This is a genomic window from Bacillus sp. FSL L8-0193, from assembly GCF_037976065.1.
Classification (GTDB): Bacteria; Bacillota; Bacilli; order Bacillales; family Bacillaceae; genus Bacillus; species Bacillus paralicheniformis.
In genome coordinates this window covers 748,339-765,505 of sequence record NZ_CP150261.1, presented here as the reverse complement: position 1 = coordinate 765,505, position 17,167 = coordinate 748,339, and the positions used below count along the sequence as shown (strand labels likewise).

Annotated in this window: 17 protein-coding genes and 1 pseudogene; 2 read left to right on the top strand and 16 right to left on the bottom strand. The window is 48.4% G+C overall.

Going from position 1 to position 17,167, the window contains the following annotated elements:
• Positions 1 to 35 precede the first annotated feature (35 nt).
• The 4 genes from MHH76_RS03835 to MHH76_RS03820 all read right to left on the bottom strand — a co-directional run bounded on the left by MHH76_RS03835 (position 36) and on the right by MHH76_RS03820 (position 3,941).
• The gene (locus tag MHH76_RS03835) at positions 36 to 722 is read right to left on the bottom strand and encodes a heptaprenylglyceryl phosphate synthase (RefSeq protein ID WP_043054152.1); all 687 of its coding nucleotides are present in this window, start codon (positions 720 to 722) and stop codon (positions 36 to 38) included.
• A gap of 150 nt (positions 723 to 872) precedes the next feature.
• The gene (locus MHH76_RS03830; protein WP_003179568.1) at positions 873 to 1,184 is read right to left on the bottom strand and encodes a YerC/YecD family TrpR-related protein; all 312 of its coding nucleotides are present in this window, start codon (positions 1,182 to 1,184) and stop codon (positions 873 to 875) included.
• A gap of 2 nt (positions 1,185 to 1,186) precedes the next feature.
• Positions 1,187 to 2,173 (bottom strand): DUF3048 domain-containing protein, encoded by a 987-nt coding sequence (locus MHH76_RS03825; protein ID WP_230631828.1) that lies wholly within the window; start codon positions 2,171 to 2,173, stop codon positions 1,187 to 1,189.
• Between the two features lie 28 nt (positions 2,174 to 2,201).
• Positions 2,202 to 3,941 carry an adenine deaminase C-terminal domain-containing protein gene (locus MHH76_RS03820; protein WP_043054150.1) on the bottom strand — a complete coding sequence of 580 codons (1,740 nt, stop codon included), beginning with the start codon at positions 3,939 to 3,941 and terminating at the stop codon, positions 2,202 to 2,204.
• 125 nt (positions 3,942 to 4,066) lie between these two features.
• Here MHH76_RS03820 and MHH76_RS03815 point away from each other — a divergent pair, with 125 nt between their 5' ends.
• Entirely contained in the window at positions 4,067 to 4,297 is a 231-nt protein-coding gene (locus MHH76_RS03815; protein ID WP_020450448.1) for a DUF2892 domain-containing protein, read from the top strand.
• 216 nt (positions 4,298 to 4,513) lie between these two features.
• On the opposite strand, the pseudogene MHH76_RS03810 reads toward MHH76_RS03815, so the two are convergent.
• The 4 genes and pseudogenes from MHH76_RS03810 to MHH76_RS03795 all read right to left on the bottom strand — a co-directional run.
• A pseudogene (locus MHH76_RS03810) lies at positions 4,514 to 4,748 on the bottom strand (transposase); the annotation flags it as partial.
• Positions 4,749 to 4,850: 102 nt separating this feature from the next.
• Complete coding sequence (locus MHH76_RS03805) at positions 4,851 to 5,297, bottom strand: DUF6376 family protein (RefSeq protein WP_020450446.1); 447 nt, start codon at positions 5,295 to 5,297, stop codon at positions 4,851 to 4,853.
• A 490-nt stretch (positions 5,298 to 5,787) separates the two neighbouring features.
• Positions 5,788 to 5,958, bottom strand: a complete 171-nt coding sequence (locus MHH76_RS03800) for a Fe3+ hydroxamate ABC transporter substrate-binding protein (RefSeq protein WP_101561731.1) — start codon at positions 5,956 to 5,958, stop codon at positions 5,788 to 5,790.
• Positions 5,959 to 6,059: 101 nt separating this feature from the next.
• On the bottom strand, positions 6,060 to 7,283 hold the full coding sequence (locus MHH76_RS03795) for a cytochrome P450 (RefSeq protein WP_035337035.1): 1,224 nt from the start codon (positions 7,281 to 7,283) through the stop codon (positions 6,060 to 6,062).
• A gap of 137 nt (positions 7,284 to 7,420) precedes the next feature.
• On the opposite strand from MHH76_RS03795, the gene MHH76_RS03790 reads away from it, so the two are divergent.
• On the top strand, positions 7,421 to 7,999 hold the full coding sequence (locus tag MHH76_RS03790) for a TetR/AcrR family transcriptional regulator C-terminal domain-containing protein (protein ID WP_043054149.1): 579 nt from the start codon (positions 7,421 to 7,423) through the stop codon (positions 7,997 to 7,999).
• Between the two features lie 49 nt (positions 8,000 to 8,048).
• Here MHH76_RS03790 and purD read toward each other — a convergent pair whose 3' ends face one another.
• From purD to purS, 8 genes are all read right to left on the bottom strand, one after another.
• On the bottom strand, positions 8,049 to 9,317 hold the full coding sequence (gene purD / locus MHH76_RS03785; RefSeq protein ID WP_035337040.1) for a phosphoribosylamine--glycine ligase: 1,269 nt from the start codon (positions 9,315 to 9,317) through the stop codon (positions 8,049 to 8,051).
• 13 nt (positions 9,318 to 9,330) lie between these two features.
• Positions 9,331 to 10,869, bottom strand: coding sequence for a bifunctional phosphoribosylaminoimidazolecarboxamide formyltransferase/IMP cyclohydrolase (purH, locus tag MHH76_RS03780; protein WP_035337043.1), 1,539 nt, complete (start codon positions 10,867 to 10,869; stop codon positions 9,331 to 9,333).
• Entirely contained in the window at positions 10,866 to 11,453 is a 588-nt protein-coding gene (gene purN / locus MHH76_RS03775; protein WP_035337045.1) for a phosphoribosylglycinamide formyltransferase, read from the bottom strand. The genes purH and purN overlap by 4 nt, the downstream gene beginning before the upstream one ends.
• Positions 11,450 to 12,490 carry a phosphoribosylformylglycinamidine cyclo-ligase gene (gene purM, locus MHH76_RS03770; protein WP_035337048.1) on the bottom strand — a complete coding sequence of 347 codons (1,041 nt, stop codon included), beginning with the start codon at positions 12,488 to 12,490 and terminating at the stop codon, positions 11,450 to 11,452. Before purM ends, purN begins: the two co-directional genes overlap by 4 nt.
• A gap of 124 nt (positions 12,491 to 12,614) precedes the next feature.
• Positions 12,615 to 14,045 carry an amidophosphoribosyltransferase gene (gene purF, locus MHH76_RS03765; RefSeq protein ID WP_023855588.1) on the bottom strand — a complete coding sequence of 477 codons (1,431 nt, stop codon included), beginning with the start codon at positions 14,043 to 14,045 and terminating at the stop codon, positions 12,615 to 12,617.
• Positions 14,021 to 16,249 (bottom strand): phosphoribosylformylglycinamidine synthase subunit PurL, encoded by a 2,229-nt coding sequence (purL, locus tag MHH76_RS03760; RefSeq protein WP_043054148.1) that lies wholly within the window; start codon positions 16,247 to 16,249, stop codon positions 14,021 to 14,023. The genes purF and purL overlap by 25 nt, the downstream gene beginning before the upstream one ends.
• Entirely contained in the window at positions 16,233 to 16,916 is a 684-nt protein-coding gene (gene purQ, locus MHH76_RS03755) for a phosphoribosylformylglycinamidine synthase subunit PurQ (RefSeq protein WP_043054147.1), read from the bottom strand. The genes purL and purQ overlap by 17 nt, the downstream gene beginning before the upstream one ends.
• On the bottom strand, positions 16,913 to 17,167 hold the full coding sequence (gene purS, locus MHH76_RS03750) for a phosphoribosylformylglycinamidine synthase subunit PurS (RefSeq protein ID WP_003179532.1): 255 nt from the start codon (positions 17,165 to 17,167) through the stop codon (positions 16,913 to 16,915). Before purS ends, purQ begins: the two co-directional genes overlap by 4 nt.

Here is a 17,167-nt window from a genome sequence, read left to right as displayed (position 1 = left end):
TATGTTCTATTATAAACCAATCCGGTTCGTTGTGCTCATCCTTTTACGGCCTTTACCGTTTGCAGCGCATCTTCGAAATTCTCATAAATCGCGTTTCCGACGACGATCACATCGGCGTGCTCAGCCATTTTTACCGCCGTCTCCGCATCTTTGATGCCGCCGCCGTAAAACAGCGTCGTTTCCTGAAGCACCGCTTTTGTTTCCTTAACGATCTCCGAATCCCCCAGCATGCCGCTGTATTCAAGATAAAAGACCGGAAGGCGGAAAAGATGTTCTGCCACGCGGGCGTATGCTTTAATATCCTCAATGTCAAGCTCGGTATCTGCGTTTGTCAAAGCGGCAGCCTTGCAGTCCTGATTCAAAATACAGTACCCTTCAACAACAATCTCATCAGGTGACATCAGCTCGCCGTATTCTTTCATCGCCTTTTTATGTAAGCCGGCAATCCAGTCGGTATCTCTGCTGTTGAGCACAGTCGGAATAAAATAGAGATCAAATCCCGGGACGATCGCGTCAATCGTCGACACTTCCAGGACGCACGGCACTAAAAAGCGGCGCACTTTTGCCATCAGCCGAAGGACATCATCTTCTGTGACATGATCGCTTCCGCCGATCAAAACCGCATCTGTTCCAGATTCGCACAGCTGTTCAAGCTGATCATCCGTAATATCTTTATTCGGATCGAGTTTAAAGACATGCTTCCACTCGGTAATATCGTACATGAAAAAAGCTCCTCCATTCGTTCTTACCATTTAAATATTATAACAAATTCAGCCCCTTTCGAAAAACGGATAACGAATAAACGATAAACGTGCAGAAAGCACAAAAAAACCGCCGGTGCTCAGTGCCCTGAGCCAGGCGGTTTCATGACATCATGAAGATGATTCAGATTGATTTGCTTTGACGCGGTCCAGCGCCATGATATAAGCGTCATTTCCGTAGTTCAGGCAGCGTTTCACCCTGGAAATGGTCGCGGTGCTCGCTCCGGTTTCCGTCTCAATTTTGTGATACGTGTTACCGTCGCGCAGCATTCTGGCTACTTCGAGCCGCTGAGCCAATGACTGAATTTCATTTATTGTGCATAAATCATCGAAAAAACGATAGCATTCTTCGAGATCTTTTAGTGATAGTATGGATTGAAAAAGCTGGTCCAGCTCTCTCCCGCGCAATTTATCGATCTGCATCTTTACACACCTTCTCCTTTGCTAATAGAAACCTTGCTGAGATCGGGAACGATATTGATCCACGTTTTTCCCGGCACAAACGGAACGGTCTTGCCGTCCGTCTTCGGTATGATCCGGCCGTTTTCGTTCTTCCAGCTGATCCGATGGACTTCCCCGTTTTGCAAAAGGAGTCCTTTTCCGCCTGAACGAAGGTCAATATCCCTTCTCCCGTACGCATCTTTCATATGATGTTCGGCTTCCGCTATTAGAATGTTTTGAAGAACAACCGGTTCTTCTGTTTCAAGGTCTGTTGTCAAAATACCGTCTGACTTTCTCACATAGCCTTCAACCTTTTTATCATAACCATATTCGACACGGTTTGTAACGGATTTTGTTCCGTAATCTAACCGTATAGAATAAAGCGCATCCGAAGGTTTGTCAGGGCTTGCTTTAAAAGTGAGCGGTTCTGTGCGGGTTTCGATGGCATATCCTTTGTCATCTGCTGCTTGCTTTACATTTTTATATGACGTGTACGAATTATGCGGCGCTTCCCGAAAATCGGCCCTCCAAAACAGGCTGCCGTCGTAATCCATCCCATTGATATGATCGGCGTCGCCGTTCAACAGGCGGCTTTTTGCACCCGGACTCCAGCCGTGATGCACCAAGAGGCTGTCAAAACCGAGAGCCAAATCAATGAAATACTCCCGGGCGCTGCGGACTGGGCCAACCGCTTCAGGCATGTCGCTTTGATAGATCGCCAACAATCGTGTGATCGGTCCTTCACTGAGAGCTTCAATGACAATGTCAGCCTTGCTTAATCCCGACTGCGGCCGTGCTTTTGAATGATTGTTCACCACAACGGCAATGGGCCGCTGCCGAATATCTCCGTCCGCCTTCAATCCTGTCAGCGGATGAATGTTCTTTTCCTTTTCCTGCTGTTCCTGCGACTGGCACGATGCAAGCAGTAAAAGAGAAGCAAAACAAAGCAGTACTCTTACATATCGATTCACCATAGATTAGCTCCCGCTCTTTTATATTTTAACGCATTATCGATGGAAAGAGTACAGTTTTTTTCATCACATCAAAGATCCCTTTCGGCGTCACCCTGATATAAGGCAGATGAGTGCTTTGCAAAAAGAGCAGGGTGTAGATCGGGTCGTCAAACGTATAGCCTCTTTCAAACAAAAGCTCTTTTAACGTCTTTTCCCTTTCAAGCACCTTTTCATACATCTCATTTGATGCGCCGCCGCTTAAATGAAGAGGAATTTCGTGCAGGATTTTTCCGTTTTCCGCTAATACGATACCTCCCCCGATTTCTTTCATCCGCTTGAAGGCCAAAAGCATGTCTTCCTTGTTTTTGCCGACCGCGATAATATCTCCCGTTGTCGAATAGGAGCTGACGAACCCTTGGACGCGGGTTGCAAAGCCTTTCAGCATCGTATTGACACGCCATTTTCCATATTTGTCGAACAGCGAGAGATAGCTTTCATCATGGTCAAAAGAAAGCTGGTTGACAGAGTTGTCAATCTCAATCGTATAAGGCTCCATAATGACGGAATTCCTCATTTTTAAGCCTAGCGGCATGGAAAACTGCAAGTCATCCATCGTTAGATCATATGAAAGGTTCAGAGGGACAAGACCCCCTTTTTGCCAATCCGGAACTGAAAACGCATTCATATTTACGCCGCCTGATTTGATCAGCCGCCCTTTTGCCAAAACTGTCTCCGGATTCGGTTCATTAGGGCTATTCAAAATGTTGAGCGTTGCGTATCTGCCCGGTGCCACCACACCGAGGATATCCTCCATATGATAATACTTAGCAATATTAAACGAAGCCATATTATAGGCATCGATCAGCGGCACGCCCTCTTCGATGGCAATTTCAATCAGCTTGTTTGTCATGCCTTCTTTATAAAAGTTCGGCGTTGCACCGTCCGTTGTATAAAACATATGGTCATAATGGTGAAAGCCGTCTTCGTGCAACTCGCGCAAAATCTTTCGTAAATCAGGACGGATAGAAGACTGCCTCAAGCCGACGTGGTATCCAAGTTCAAGCCGCTTCAGCACTTCCTTTCCAGTCATGGCTTCATGATCTGCATCAGCGCCGAAAAGCTTCATCTTCGTGAGCGTTTTTTCCGATGCCCCCGGAAAATGACCCTCGATCCGCTTTCTCCTTCTTTTCGTGCACTGCATGCAATGAAGGAGCAGATCATCGCCGTCCAAGAGGCGCGGCCAGCCTGTCATTTCTCCTCCCTGGATGACGTCCGGGTGTTCTCCCCAACGTTTTCGGTAATCGATCGATAAAATTTGATCTTCATTCAACACTTCAGTCTGCAAGTCATACCTTGACCACCAATAGTAGTGGACAGGCTGTTTTTTCAGTTCTTCCAATATAGAAAACGCTTTCTTTTTTCCGCAATGCAAAAGCAGAAACAAGTTGTCATTTACGAATGTCGTCGTTCCAAACTGTGACACATATTCAGCCAAAGTTTGGGGATTATAAATTTGAAAAGGATGGACATGCGGCTCAATATACCCGGGTACAATGTATTTTCCTTCACAATCTATTGTAGTTTTAACAGCCGTCTTCGGCAAGTCACGGCCGACGTAAACGATTCTGTCATGATGAATCCATACGTTTGCCAGAATCCATTGCTTTACATACGGGTTCAGTACAGAGGCATTTCGTAAAAGGAGCGTTGGCTGCAGCCTTGAACTTACAACATCAACTTGCGATCTGATGTGTTTATTTTTCCAAATTAAGGTGCGTTCGGACATTCACATACTCTCCTTTACATGTAATGATCCTATGTTAACACATTTACTATCGTCACGCATTACCAATCCGTTACAATTTTTCGAAAAAACACTTTATTTAATTATTTAAATAGGAGGAATGAAGCATGAAGCAAAACATCGGACTGTTTGACGCCGTTTTTCGCATTGCCTGCGGACTGACGATCCTGTCGGCGGCAGCGGCAAAGTTTACGAGAAAACCGTGGTGCAGAATGACGCTTTTCTGCATGTTTATGGGGGCGATGAAGGCCGCTTCCGGCATCTTGCGATTTTGTCCCATGACATATGTTTGCCAAACTTATATGAAGCAGCAGGGAGAAGCTGGCGAACAATCGTAAAAAGCACCTTTTATAGGTGATTTCAGACCGTTGACAAAATAGGTCGGATTTCTAAGGTCCTGCCTATTTTTTGTCCAGTTTATTTTGTTTTTTCGATGAAAAGGCCGGCGGTTAGGGCCTTTCCATGTCCATTCATCTCAGCGAAAACAAGCATCGCCTGCATGGACAATTTTTTCTTTCCCCACAGGGTTGTCCAGCGCAGGCCATGCCGCAAAAAACCCGTTCGATGGTTTCGCGCATGGAGCGATGCCCAAGCACGTATTGAATCAGAACCATTTTGATCAATACAACGGGATCAATGCTTGGACGTCCTTTTGAAGAATAAAGAAGGGCGACCTGAAAAATCCATGGCTTCTTCCATCTTCCTGACCAGATGATCTTCAGGGACAAGTTCGCTTAAGGCAACGACTTCAAGCTGTTCACGTTGATCTTTTGAGTGCTTGGACAACATAACCTAGATTCCACTCACATTTTTTTAAAAAAGCTTTTCGATGAAGCCACTTTTTATGCTTTGTCGACAAGCTGAAAGCATCCCAAACCGGGATGCTTTTTTCTATTCGGTCAATTTTTCAATCTGGCCCATCACATCGCTGATCTGCTGAGCGCTTTGCACCAATTCTGACTGCTCCAGCTTCTCGACTGTTAATTTTCCTTCCTCAACACTTTTCAAAACATCCTCAGCGCTTTTTTGCAGTGTTTCATTATGCTTCTCGATGGTGTTATGAATCTCGGCTGCGGCATCGGGAGGGGTTAATTCATTAAAATCGGCTGCAGCCTGCTGGATAGACTCAAGCTGAGTTTCCAGCTTTTCTTTTGCACCCGTGTCGTTTACAGCCTGTTCAGCCAAGGAAGGCGCCTCCTCCGCAAATGTCTTCACTTCTTGGATATATCCGGCCGCTTCATTTGTATAGTTCAATCCGTCATTCACCTGATCAAGCATTCCGCATCCGCCTGCACCTAAAAGGCCCATTCCGGCAAGAACTATAAGAATTCTTTTCATTGTTTGCCTCCTTATCGTTTCTTTTTCATTTTTTCTTTCAAAATCGGAATTAATTTTTCTTTCGCCAAAGGCAGACCTTTCTTCACCAATTCACGCTTCAGCCATTTCCCGAGCTTAGACACGGTCAGTCTCCTTTCCCTTTTGATTTGGTGAAGTGGATAAACAAAAAGACCTTCACCAAATCAGATTTGGCAAAGGTCTCGCTAACAATTAGATTGCCAGCAAAGCCGAGGATCTAGGACATCCCGTAATGACGACTTTACTGTGACAGCTACTCCCCTTTGGAGTATTCATTTTTATTACTTTCATTTTAAGGCACAAGGCTTATCCAGTCAAATTCCTGCTGGCCGGCTTATGAAAGAAATGCCCTGTCCGTAAAAAAACACCTTCTTGGGAATGAAAGTGGCAGATTGTTGACGAAATCCTAAAACGGTTTAAAGTTTTAGGATTTCGTCATCTTTTATAGGGGCTTTTTTGATATTGAATGAGGTCATTTTTGCAAATGCTCTCTTATACAATCTTCACATAAAATCAAGCCGTTGCTCTCCAGAAACCTTTTGACATGGGTGATTCCTGATAATCCGACGGGCTTGTCTATGTAATAAAATGTCTCGTCTTTTGATATTTGTTTTTTACACCTTTTGCAGGTTACATGACTCATATGCTTTCTCCTTCCCTATCACTGTCTTAATAAAATGGTACTAAAGGTTAGGCGATTTTTCCACCAACAACAAAAAAGCACCACTTCAGGCGCTTTTAAAATTAGTATGGCGCCGTTTTCCCCGCTGACTTCACCCGCAGACGGAATTGTTTCAAGCCGTACATGCTGCTGTCCGCCATCGGCGCGATCGCAAGCTTTTCCATCGAGGAATACTGCTTCAGAAGCCCCTCAAGGGCAATCGTTGCTTCCAGCCTCGCGAGCGGAGCGCCTAAGCAGAAATGGATGCCGTGGCCAAATCCGATATGCGGGTTCGGATGACGGTGAATATCAAATTCGTGCGCCCTCTCAAATTTCGCTTCATCACGGTTGGCAGAAGCAAGAAAAGCGACGACGCCTTCTCCTTTTTTCAAACTTACTCCTCTGATCTCGGTATCCTGTTTAACGAAGCGCACGATCATCGGCGCGGGCGCCCGGAAACGGACGGCTTCCTCGACGGCCTGCGGAATCAGTTCAGGATGCCTGGCGAGCTCGTCATACGCACCCGGTGTTTCGAGAATGCTGTAGACCGCATTTGAAATCAAATTGGTCGTCGTTTCATTCCCCGCCATCAAGAGCAGGTTGCAAAACGGAACCAATTCATCAGGAGAAAGCTTGTCCCCTTCTTGTTCGGCTTTGATCAAGAGCGAAATCAAGTCATTGCCGAGGTTTTGTCTTTTCTCTTCGATCATCTTTTCAAAAAACGCGGTCAGCTCTTCTTCGCCTTGATCCCTGATATTTTTCCACTCGTTCACATCTTCTTGCCGGTCGCTCTTCGGCAGGCTGACCAACACGTCGGACCATTCTTTGAAATGGTGCTTATACATTGAAGGAACGCCGAGCAATTCCGAAATGACGATGACGGGCAACGGATATGAAAAATTCTGTACAAGGTCGATCTCTTCCCTGCCGCGGATTTGAACGAGCAGTTCATTCGTCAGTTCGCGAATGCGCGGCTCCCACTCATTCATGACACGCGGAGTAAAAGCCTTGTTGACGATCGATCTGATTCTCGTGTGTTTCGGCGGATCCATGCTGATCAACGTTTTCGCAAACGTATTGCCGGTTCCAAGCTGATGGAACTGATTTGAAAAAAAGTCTTTGTCGCTGATCACTCTTTTGACATCGTCATAACGGAACACACTCCACACCTTGCTGTCTTCATCATAGTGAATCGGTGATTCGGTGCGCATTTTTTCATACCATGGAAACGGATCATACGGGTCTTGTCTGTTCTTTCCGTTAAGCAGCGCTTTCTGAATAGGGTTCTGCTGTTTTGTTTGACTCATTCGCTTTCACTCCTTCGGTTCTTGTCAGCTGATTCATGAAGTTCAATATGTTAGTTTAAAATTAAAAGAACCCACCGGATCATTCAACCAACAAGTGGAAAAGAAGTGTCGAAAAAGTGTTTGAGGAGGCGGCTGAAGTGGCTGACAGCTATCGCGGGGACAAGCGGATTACAAAATCGAAAACAAATTTAAAAAAAGCCTTGTTTGAACTGCTGGCTGAAAAAGAATGGGGAAAAATCTCTGTACAGGATATTACGCAACGGGCAAACTTGAATCGAACGACATTTTATCAGCATTATCAAGATAAATACGATTTGCTTCATCAAAATATGAGAGACATGTTTGAAGCGATGAAAGAGGATATTTTTTCGCCGCTTGATATAGATTGCAGCGGGGAAAAGCCTGAAGCGTACTGGTATGTGCTGCGCTTTTATCAGCATTTACAACAGAACTGCGATGATTTTGCGATTATCATCAACAGAAGATATGAGCTGAACATTAAGGAGCTGCTCAATGACTTTTGGAATGACAGCTTTTTGACGGGAATCAATAAAACGGCAGCTTCCGATACTAATCGCTCAGTGCCTCTTGATATCCAGCGGCGATTTGTGATTTCCGCCTTTGCGGGCACAGCCGCATGGTGGCTTGAAAATGGCATGCCTTATCCGCCCGAATTGATGGCTGAATCGTTGATCAAAATGATCCAAAAAAATTGACGGCAAAAAAAGAGACAAAACGGGTGCTCCCGCTCTGTCTCTTCACCGGTTATTTCTGCGCTGCCTTGAGCGCACGCGCGCCGATATCCGTCCGGTAAAACAGCCCCGGTTTTCTTACTCGTTCCACCGCTTGATAGGCTGCTTCCCTGGCCGCTTCAAACGTCTCGGCAAACGCCGTGACATTGGCGACGCGGCCGCCGTTTGTCACAAACTGACCGCCGCTTTTTTTCGTGCCTGCGTGAAAGACGACGGTCTGTTCCATATCAGGCTCAAGCGTGCTGATCGGCGTGCCTTTTTCATAGCTTTCCGGATAGCCGTCAGATGCTAGAACAACGGTGACTGCCGCCGTATCCTTCCACTTCAGCTCCACTTCTTTGTCGGCGAGGAGGTCAAGCAAGACTTGTACAAGGTCTGATTCAAGACGCGGCAGTACGACCTGGGTTTCCGGATCTCCGAATCTCGCGTTGAATTCGATCACTTTTGTTCCTTTTTCGGTTAGCATTAAGCCAGCATACAAGACTCCCGTAAACGAACGGCCTTCTTTAACCATCGCTTCGGCCGCCGGCTCCAAAATCGTTTTAACGGCGTCTTCAACGACCGCATCCGAAATCTGCGGCACCGGGGAATATGCGCCCATTCCCCCTGTATTCGGGCCTTTGTCTCCGTCAAATGCCCGCTTGTGATCTTGCGCGATCACCATCGGATACACTTTTTCACCTTTGACAAAAGCCATCAGCGAAAATTCTTCACCGCTCAAAAATTCCTCGATAACGACAGAGGCGCTTGCATCGCCGAACTTTTCATCTTCTAAAAAGTCATGCAGACACTGAACCGCATCTTCGGCTGTCATCGCGACTGTGACGCCTTTTCCAGCGGCAAGCCCGTCAGCTTTGATGACGATCGGCGCGCCTTTTTCCTCAACATACGCCTTTGCTTTTTCAAAAGATGTAAACGTTTCGTATTCTGCTGTCGGTATTTGATATTTTTTCATCAGATCTTTGGCAAACTGCTTGCTTCCTTCAATCACCGCTGCTTTTTTCGACGGACCGAACACCGGAAGGCCCGCTTCTTCAAATGCATCCACAAGCCCTTCGATTAGAGGGACCTCAGGACCGACAATCGTCAGTCCGATATTGTTTTCTTTTGCGAAAGCGAGAAGCCCTTCGTGATTGCCTTCGTCAAGATCAACGAGTACGGCGGTCCCGGCCATTCCGTCATTGCCGGGCGCCGCATATACAGTGCCGACAAGAGGGCTTTGCGCCGCTTTCCAGGCGAGCGTGTGCTCCCTGCCGCCTCTGCCGATAATCAATACGTTCACGCTGGTCACTCCCTTAATGTTTGAAATGGCGGATTCCGGTGAACACCATCGCGATCCCGTATTCATCCGCTTTTTGAATCGAATCTTCATCACGAACCGATCCGCCCGGCTGAATGATCGCCGTCACACCGGCTTTAGCCGCTTCTTCGACCGTATCAGGCATCGGGAAGAACGCATCTGATCCGAGCGCGCTTCCTTTCGCTTTCCCGCCGGCTTGCTCAATTGCGATTTTCGCGGAGCCGACTCGGTTCATTTGTCCAGCGCCGACGCCGATCGTCATATCGTCTTTTGCCAGGACAATCGCATTCGATTTGACATGCTTCACAACTTTCCAAGCGAGCTTCAAGTCAGCCCATTCCTGTTCGGTCGGCTCTCTTTTCGTCGGAATTGTGATGTCGGCGTCGTCAAAACCGTGCATATCCAGATCCTGAATCAAAAGCCCGCCTTGAACAGATGTCAGCTGCTTTTCGTTTTTCACAGGCTGATTGACATCAAGGGTCAAGAGGCGAAGGTTTTTCTTGGATGTTAAAATATCAAGCGCTTCTTGGCTGAATGCTGGCGCGATGATGATTTCCAAAAAGATTTTGTGAAGCGTTTCAGCCGTCGCTTTATCCACTTCCCGGTTCAAAGCGATGATGCCGCCGAAAATTGACGTTTCGTCAGCGGCGTATGCTTTGTTAAACGCCTCTTCGATCGTGTTGCCCGTCCCGACGCCGCAAGGGTTCATATGCTTGACGGCAACCGCAGCCGGCTCCGTGAACTCGCGGACGATTTGAAGTGCTGCATCCGCGTCTTTGATATTGTTGTAAGAAAGCTCTTTTCCGTGCAGCTGTTCAGCTGAAGCAATTGACCCTTTGACAGGGAGCGCACTTTGATAAAAGACTGCTTCCTGATGCGGATTTTCGCCGTAGCGGAGCGATTGCTTTTTCTCAAAGGTGACGGTGAACTGTTCAGGCTCTTTTTCGCCGGTTACCTTTGTTAAATAGTCAGCGATCAACGCGTCATACGCTGCCGTGTGGCGGAACACCTTCGCTGCCAACTCGCGTTTTTTCTCAAGAGAGACGCTGCCGTTTTCTTTCAAGTCGTTCAGTACAGGGGTGTAGTCGCGGGGATCGACGATGACCGCCACGTCCTGGTGGTTTTTCGCTGCTGCGCGAAGCATGCCTGGACCGCCGATGTCGATATTCTCAATCGCTTCTTCGAATGTGACGTCTTCTTTAGAAACCGTTTCTTTAAACGGATATAAATTAACAACGACAAGGTCGATCGGCTGAATTCCCTGTTCATTGAGCTGCGCCATGTGTTTTTCGTTGCCGCGGACGGCAAGAAGCCCGCCGTGAATATTCGGATGAAGGGTTTTCAGACGGCCGTCCATGATTTCGGGAAAGCCCGTCACTTCAGAAATGCCGATGACGTCAACGCCGTTTTCCTGAAGAAGTTTGCTTGTGCCGCCTGTTGAAATCACTTCTACGCCAAGCTCTGTCAATTCTTTTACAAAAGGGACAATGTTCGTTTTATCTGATACGCTGATTAATGCGCGTTTGATCGTCATTCCTTTTCACCTCTGCCATTTAGTTCAAGAAGCTCTTTGATTACTTCGGGATAAAGCTCATGCTCCAATTTGTGTATCTTTTCTTCAAGAGATGCGAGTGTTTCGCTTTTTTCAAGCTCGACGGCGCGCTGGGCGATAATCGGACCGGTGTCCATGCCTTCGTCAACATAGTGAACCGTGATGCCCGCCACTTTCACACCCGCTCTGTACGCCTGTCCGATCGCGTCGATGCCGGGAAACGCCGGCAGGAGCGACGGATGGATGTTGATGATTTTATTCCGGTAAGCCGACAGAAGCGTATCGCCGATCAGTCTCATGTACCCCGCCAGGACAATCCATTCTGCTCCGTGGAGGCGGAGCTGTTCAACGATCACTTGTTCAAAAGCTGCTTTATTTTCGAACGATTTCGGCTGGAATGCGAACGATGGAATTCCGGCTTTTTCAGCTCTTTCAAGCACTTTCGCATCGGGCTTGTCACAGACGACAAGAACGATTTTGGCATCCCAGTTCTCTTCTCTCATTCTTCTTGCGATCGCTTCAAAGTTCGTTCCGCTTCCTGATGCAAATACCGCGAATTTTCTCATGAAAGACCGGCACCGCCAAACTCAACGCCGCTTCCGGCTTTCACTCTGCCGATGAGATAGGCTTTTTCACCGTTGTTTTCGAGCGTTTGAATCACGTCTGTCATATCCTCTTCTTTCACCGCAAGGACAAACCCGATTCCCATATTGAAAACATTGAACATTTCCTCGGACTTCAGGCCGCCTTTCTCCTGAATGAACGGAAAGACAGGAGGGACGGGCCAGGAGCCGATGTCGATTTCAACACCGAGACCATCAGGCATCATGCGCGGCAGGTTTTCAATAAAACCGCCGCCGGTCACGTGCGCCATGCCTGCGATTTTACCTGATTTCACCGCTTCAAGGACAGGCTTGACATAAATTTTCGTCGGCTCTAAAAGCTCTTCGCCAAGAGGCCGTTCAAAAGGTGTATACGTCTCATCAAGGTTCAGACCGGCATCTTCAAGAAGAACTTTACGAACGAGAGAGAAGCCGTTGCTGTGAAGTCCGCTTGAAGAAAGTCCGATTAAAAGGTGCCCTTCGCTGATGTTTTCGCCCGTGACGATGCCATCTTTTTCAGCGGCTCCGACCGAGAACCCGGCAATATCGTATTCATCCTCTGTATAAAGACCCGGCATTTCCGCCGTTTCTCCGCCGACTAGCGCTGATCCTGACTGTACACAGCCTTCTGCGACACCTTTTACAATTTCTTCAATTTTGACGGGGTCGGCTTTTCCGACCGCAAGGTAATCAAGGAAGAACAGCGGCTCCGCTCCTTGAGCGAGCACATCGTTGACACACATAGCGACGGCATCGATGCCGATCGTGTCATGCTTGTCCATCGCAAAAGCGAGCTTCAGCTTTGTGCCGACACCGTCCGTTCCCGAAATCAGAACCGGCTGTTTGTACGGCAGTTCTGACAGGTCAAACATGCCGCCAAATCCGCCAAGACCGCCCATTGCGCCGATTCGCTTCGTTCTTTCCACATGTTTTTTCATTCGTTTTACGGCTTCATATCCGGCTTCAATATCAACCCCGGCGTTTTTATAGCTTTCAGACAACACAATCCACTCCTTATTCCGCGCTTGTCCATTCGTAATATTCAAAATCAAAAGAGCAGCCGCATCGCTTCTGCTGCCCTTTATTCATTTCAGGAGACGCGGCGCTTCAAGAGCGCCGGCCGGTTTATTTTGTCAAAACGGCTTCTTTCACGTGAGGAAGAACCGTATCCTGATAAATCTCGGTCGGGTATTTTCCTGTAAAGCAGGCCATGCACTGCCCGCAGTTTTCGTCTTCATACTGTCTTCCGATCCCGGAAAGGAGTCCTTCAATGCTCAAGAATGACAATGTATCGGCGCCGATTTCCTGACGGATTTCTTCCACTGAATGGGAGGACGCGATCAGTTCTTCATGCGTTGATGTGTCAATTCCGTAAAAGCACGGATGGGCAATAGGCGGGGAACTGATTCTGACGTGCACTTCCGTCGCTCCGGCTTCGCGCAGCATCGTCACAATTCTGCGGCTTGTCGTGCCTCTCACGATGGAATCGTCCACCATGACGACGCGCTTGCCTTCAACGACCCCGCGGACGGCTGACAGCTTCATTCTCACGCCCTGCTCCCTGAGCGACTGTGACGGCTGAATGAACGTTCTACCGACATAGCGGTTTTTAATCAGTCCGAGTTCGTAAGGAATTCCCGTCGCTTCGGCATAGCCGATGGCCGCTGAAATGCTTGAATCCGGAACCCCTGTCACCACATCTGCTTCAATGCCTGATTCTTCAGCAAGCTTTTTACCGAGATTTTTTCTCGCGCTGTGGACATTAATGCCGTTAATATTACTGTCAGGCCTTGAGAAATAAATGTACTCCATGCTGCAGATCGAACGGTTGATGTTGATGGAGAACCGCTCAGACTTCATGCCTTCATCATTGATGATCAGCATCTCGCCCGGTTCTACATCTCGCAAATATGTCGCGCCGACCACATCAAACGCGCACGTTTCAGAAGCGACGACGTACGCGTCGCCGAGCATTGCGACAGATAGCGGTCTGAGTCCGTTCGGATCAAGCGCCACGATCATTTCCTTTTCCGTCATGATCAGGAAAGCATAAGCGCCTTTCAGCATGGAAAGAGCGTTTTTGATCTGATCTTTCAGCTCGAAGTGGCCGCTTCTTTTAATTAAATGGGCGAGCACTTCCGTATCAGAAGACGTTTGAAAAATGCTGCCCTGGTTTTCAAGCTGCTGTTTCAGCTGAGTGGCATTCACTAAGTTTCCATTGTGCGCAAGCGCAAGGCTGCCGTTGTTTTGCGAATGGAAAAGGAACGGCTGGACGTTTTCGAAGCCGCCGCCGCCCGCCGTTGCATAGCGGACATGGCCGATCGCTCCTTTTCCTGTCACCTTTTTGAGCTCGCCGTTTTGAAAAACTTCAGTAATCAGCCCCTGGCCTTTGTGGGCGGACATTTTTTCGCCGTCTGTCGCCACGATGCCGGCACCCTCCTGGCCTCTGTGCTGAAGGCTGTGAAGGCCGTAGTACGTAATTTGCGGTGCTTCTTCATGCCCCCAAATCCCAAATACGCCGCATTCTTCATTTAAGCCTTTGATTTCAGCAAGCATGGGATAGCTCCTTTCCATGCGCTTTCGAGCTCTTCTATCTGCGCATGAATCCATTGTTGTCCTTCCTGGCTTTGAACAGACAGCGCGCTGTCTGACGTTACTTCGCCGATGAGCTCGGCGTCTTTGACAAGCTTTTCGAACGCTTCTTGATGCTCTTTTTTCACAGAGACGATAAACCGTGATTGTGTTTCGCTGAATAACAATGCAGATTCGCCTGCAAGCGTTACATTGGCGCCGAGTCCTTGAGAAGATATGACGCTTTCCGCCAGCGCCACGCCGATGCCGCCTTCTGAGACGTCATGCGCGGACTGCACGAGCCCTGTGCGGATCGCTTTCAGAAGCGCTTTTTGACGCGCTTGTTCGACTTCCAAGTCGATGGCAGGCGCTTTGCCGTAAATCTTTCCTTCGGACAGTTTTTGCAGCTCGCTTCCGGCGAACTCAGGGAATGTTTCGCCGATGACATAAATCAAATCGCCCGCTGCTTTAAAGTGCTGGGTCGTAATATGGTCTGTATCTTCGATCAGTCCGACCATTCCGATGACAGGCGTCGGGTAGATCGCGCTTCCGTTTGATTCGTTGTAAAGAGAGACGTTTCCACCGATGACCGGTGTGCTGAGCACGTTGCACGCCTCGCTGATCCCGTCTGCCGCTTTTTCGATCTGCCAGAAAATCTCCGGCTTTTCCGGATTCCCAAAGTTGAGGTTATCCGTAACGGCAAGCGGTTCTGCTCCGGAGCAGACGATATTGCGGGCCGCTTCAGCGACAGCGATTTTCCCGCCTTTTTCCGGATCGAGGTACAAGTAGCGGGCATTGCAGTCCGTTGTCATGGCAAGCGCCTTTTTCGTGCCGCGAATCCGCAGGACGGCTGCATCAGAGCCCGGTGCGACAACTGTGTTCGTCCTGACCATGTAGTCATATTGGTCATAAACCCATTCTTTGCTCGCAATAGTCGGCTGCTTTAACAGCTCGAGAAGCGTTTCTTTCGCATCTTCGACTTTTGGTGCAGGAACGTCTATTTCAAGGAACTCTTTATAATAAGCCGGAACTTTTGACGGCTTATGGTAAACCGGCGCTTCCTCTGCAAGCGCATCAACCGGAAGATCGGCAACCATTTCCCCGTTGTGGAAAAGGCGCAGCATCTTGTCGTCTGTCACGTGACCGACAGCCACAGCTTCAAGATCATACTTGTCAAAAATATCGATGATCTCTTGTTCGCGGCCGCGTTCGATGACTAAAAGCATGCGCTCCTGAGATTCGGAAAGCATCATTTCGTACGGCGTCATCCCTGTTTCGCGCTGCGGGATCAAGTCAAGGTTCATCTCGATGCCCGATCCGGCTTTGGATGCCATTTCCGCGCTTGAACTTGTCAGTCCTGCCGCACCCATGTCCTGAATACCGACCAAGGCGTCTGATTTGATGACTTCCAGACACGCTTCAAGAAGCAGCTTTTCCATGAATGGATCGCCGACTTGCACAGCCGAGCGTTTTTCTTCTGATTGGTCAGACATTTCCTCTGAGGCGAACGTGGCGCCGTGGATGCCGTCGCGCCCCGTTTTCGCACCGACGTACATGACCGTATTGCCGACGCCTTTCGCCTGCCCTTTTTTAATATCTTCATGGTTGATCAAACCGACACACATCGCGTTGACAAGCGGATTGCCTTCATAGCAGCTGTCAAACTGAACTTCACCGCCTACGGTCGGAATGCCGATGCAGTTTCCGTATCCGGCAATGCCCGCGACTACTTCTTCAAACAAGTACTTCACACGCGGTGAAGTGAGTTCACCAAACCGGAGAGAGTTCAAAACAGCGATCGGACGCGCGCCCATTGAAAAGACGTCGCGGATGATGCCGCCCACACCTGTTGCAGCTCCCTGATAAGGCTCAATCGCTGACGGATGGTTATGCGATTCGATTTTGAAGACAACCGCCTGATTGTCGCCGATATCGACGATTCCTGCGCCTTCCCCCGGCCCTTGCAGGACGCGTTCGCCTTTTGTCGGGAACTTTTTCAGGATCGGCTTGGAATTTTTGTAGCTGCAGTGCTCTGACCACATGACCGAAAAAATCCCGATTTCCGTATAGTTTGGAAGCCTTCCGAGAATCGATTCAATCATGGCAAACTCGTCATCGCTGACACCCATTTGCTGATAGAGCTTCTCTTCCTTAATTTGTTCTTGACTTGGTTCAAGCAGTAGCGACATGAGTTTCCCTCCAATTTTTCACGATAGATTGAAACAGTTTAAGACCGTCGGCGCTTCCGAGCAGAGAATCGACTGCGCGTTCAGGGTGAGGCATCATGCCTAATACATTGCCTTTTTCATTGACGACGCCTGCAATGCCGGCGACGCTTCCGTTGATATCCGTTCCGTATGTGAAAGCGATTTGGTTATTTTCTTGTAATCCGGCAAGCGTTTCTTCATCACAGTAGAAGTTTCCTTCGCCGTGCGCGACCGGAATCGTGATGGATTCGCCTTTGCTGTAGGAAGATGTAAAAATCGTTTCATTGTTTTGGACGACAAGTTCAACCGGACGGCAAATAAATTTCAAATCTTTGTTGCGTCTCATCGCGCCCGGCAAAAGACCGAGCTCCTGCAAAATTTGAAAGCCGTTGCAGACGCCGAGCACCGGCTTTCCTTCTTTAGCCGCTTTTTTGACGGCCGGCATAATGTTTGCGAAGCGAGCGATCGCGCCGCATCTTAAATAATCCCCATATGAGAATCCCCCCGGAATGAGGATGCCGTCATATTCATCAAGACTTGTTTCTGTATGCCAGACGTATTCAGCTTCTTCGCCAAGCTCATCCTTGATCGCGTGGAACATATCGATATCGCAGTTTGAGCCCGGCAGCACAATCACCGCAAATTTCACTGTGCGACAACCTCCTCGACTTCGTATCTGTAATCTTCAATCACCGTGTTGGCCAAAAGTTTTTCGCACATTTCTTTGACGAGAACGTCAAGGTCTCGGTCCGATTTTTCGATGGTGAGCTCCATGTATTTGCCGATGCGGACGTCCTGAACTTCTTTGTAGGACATGCTGTGCAAAGCATGCTGAACGGCGCTCCCCTGAGGATCTAAAACACTCTCTTTTAAGCTGACATACACTTTCACTTTGTACAT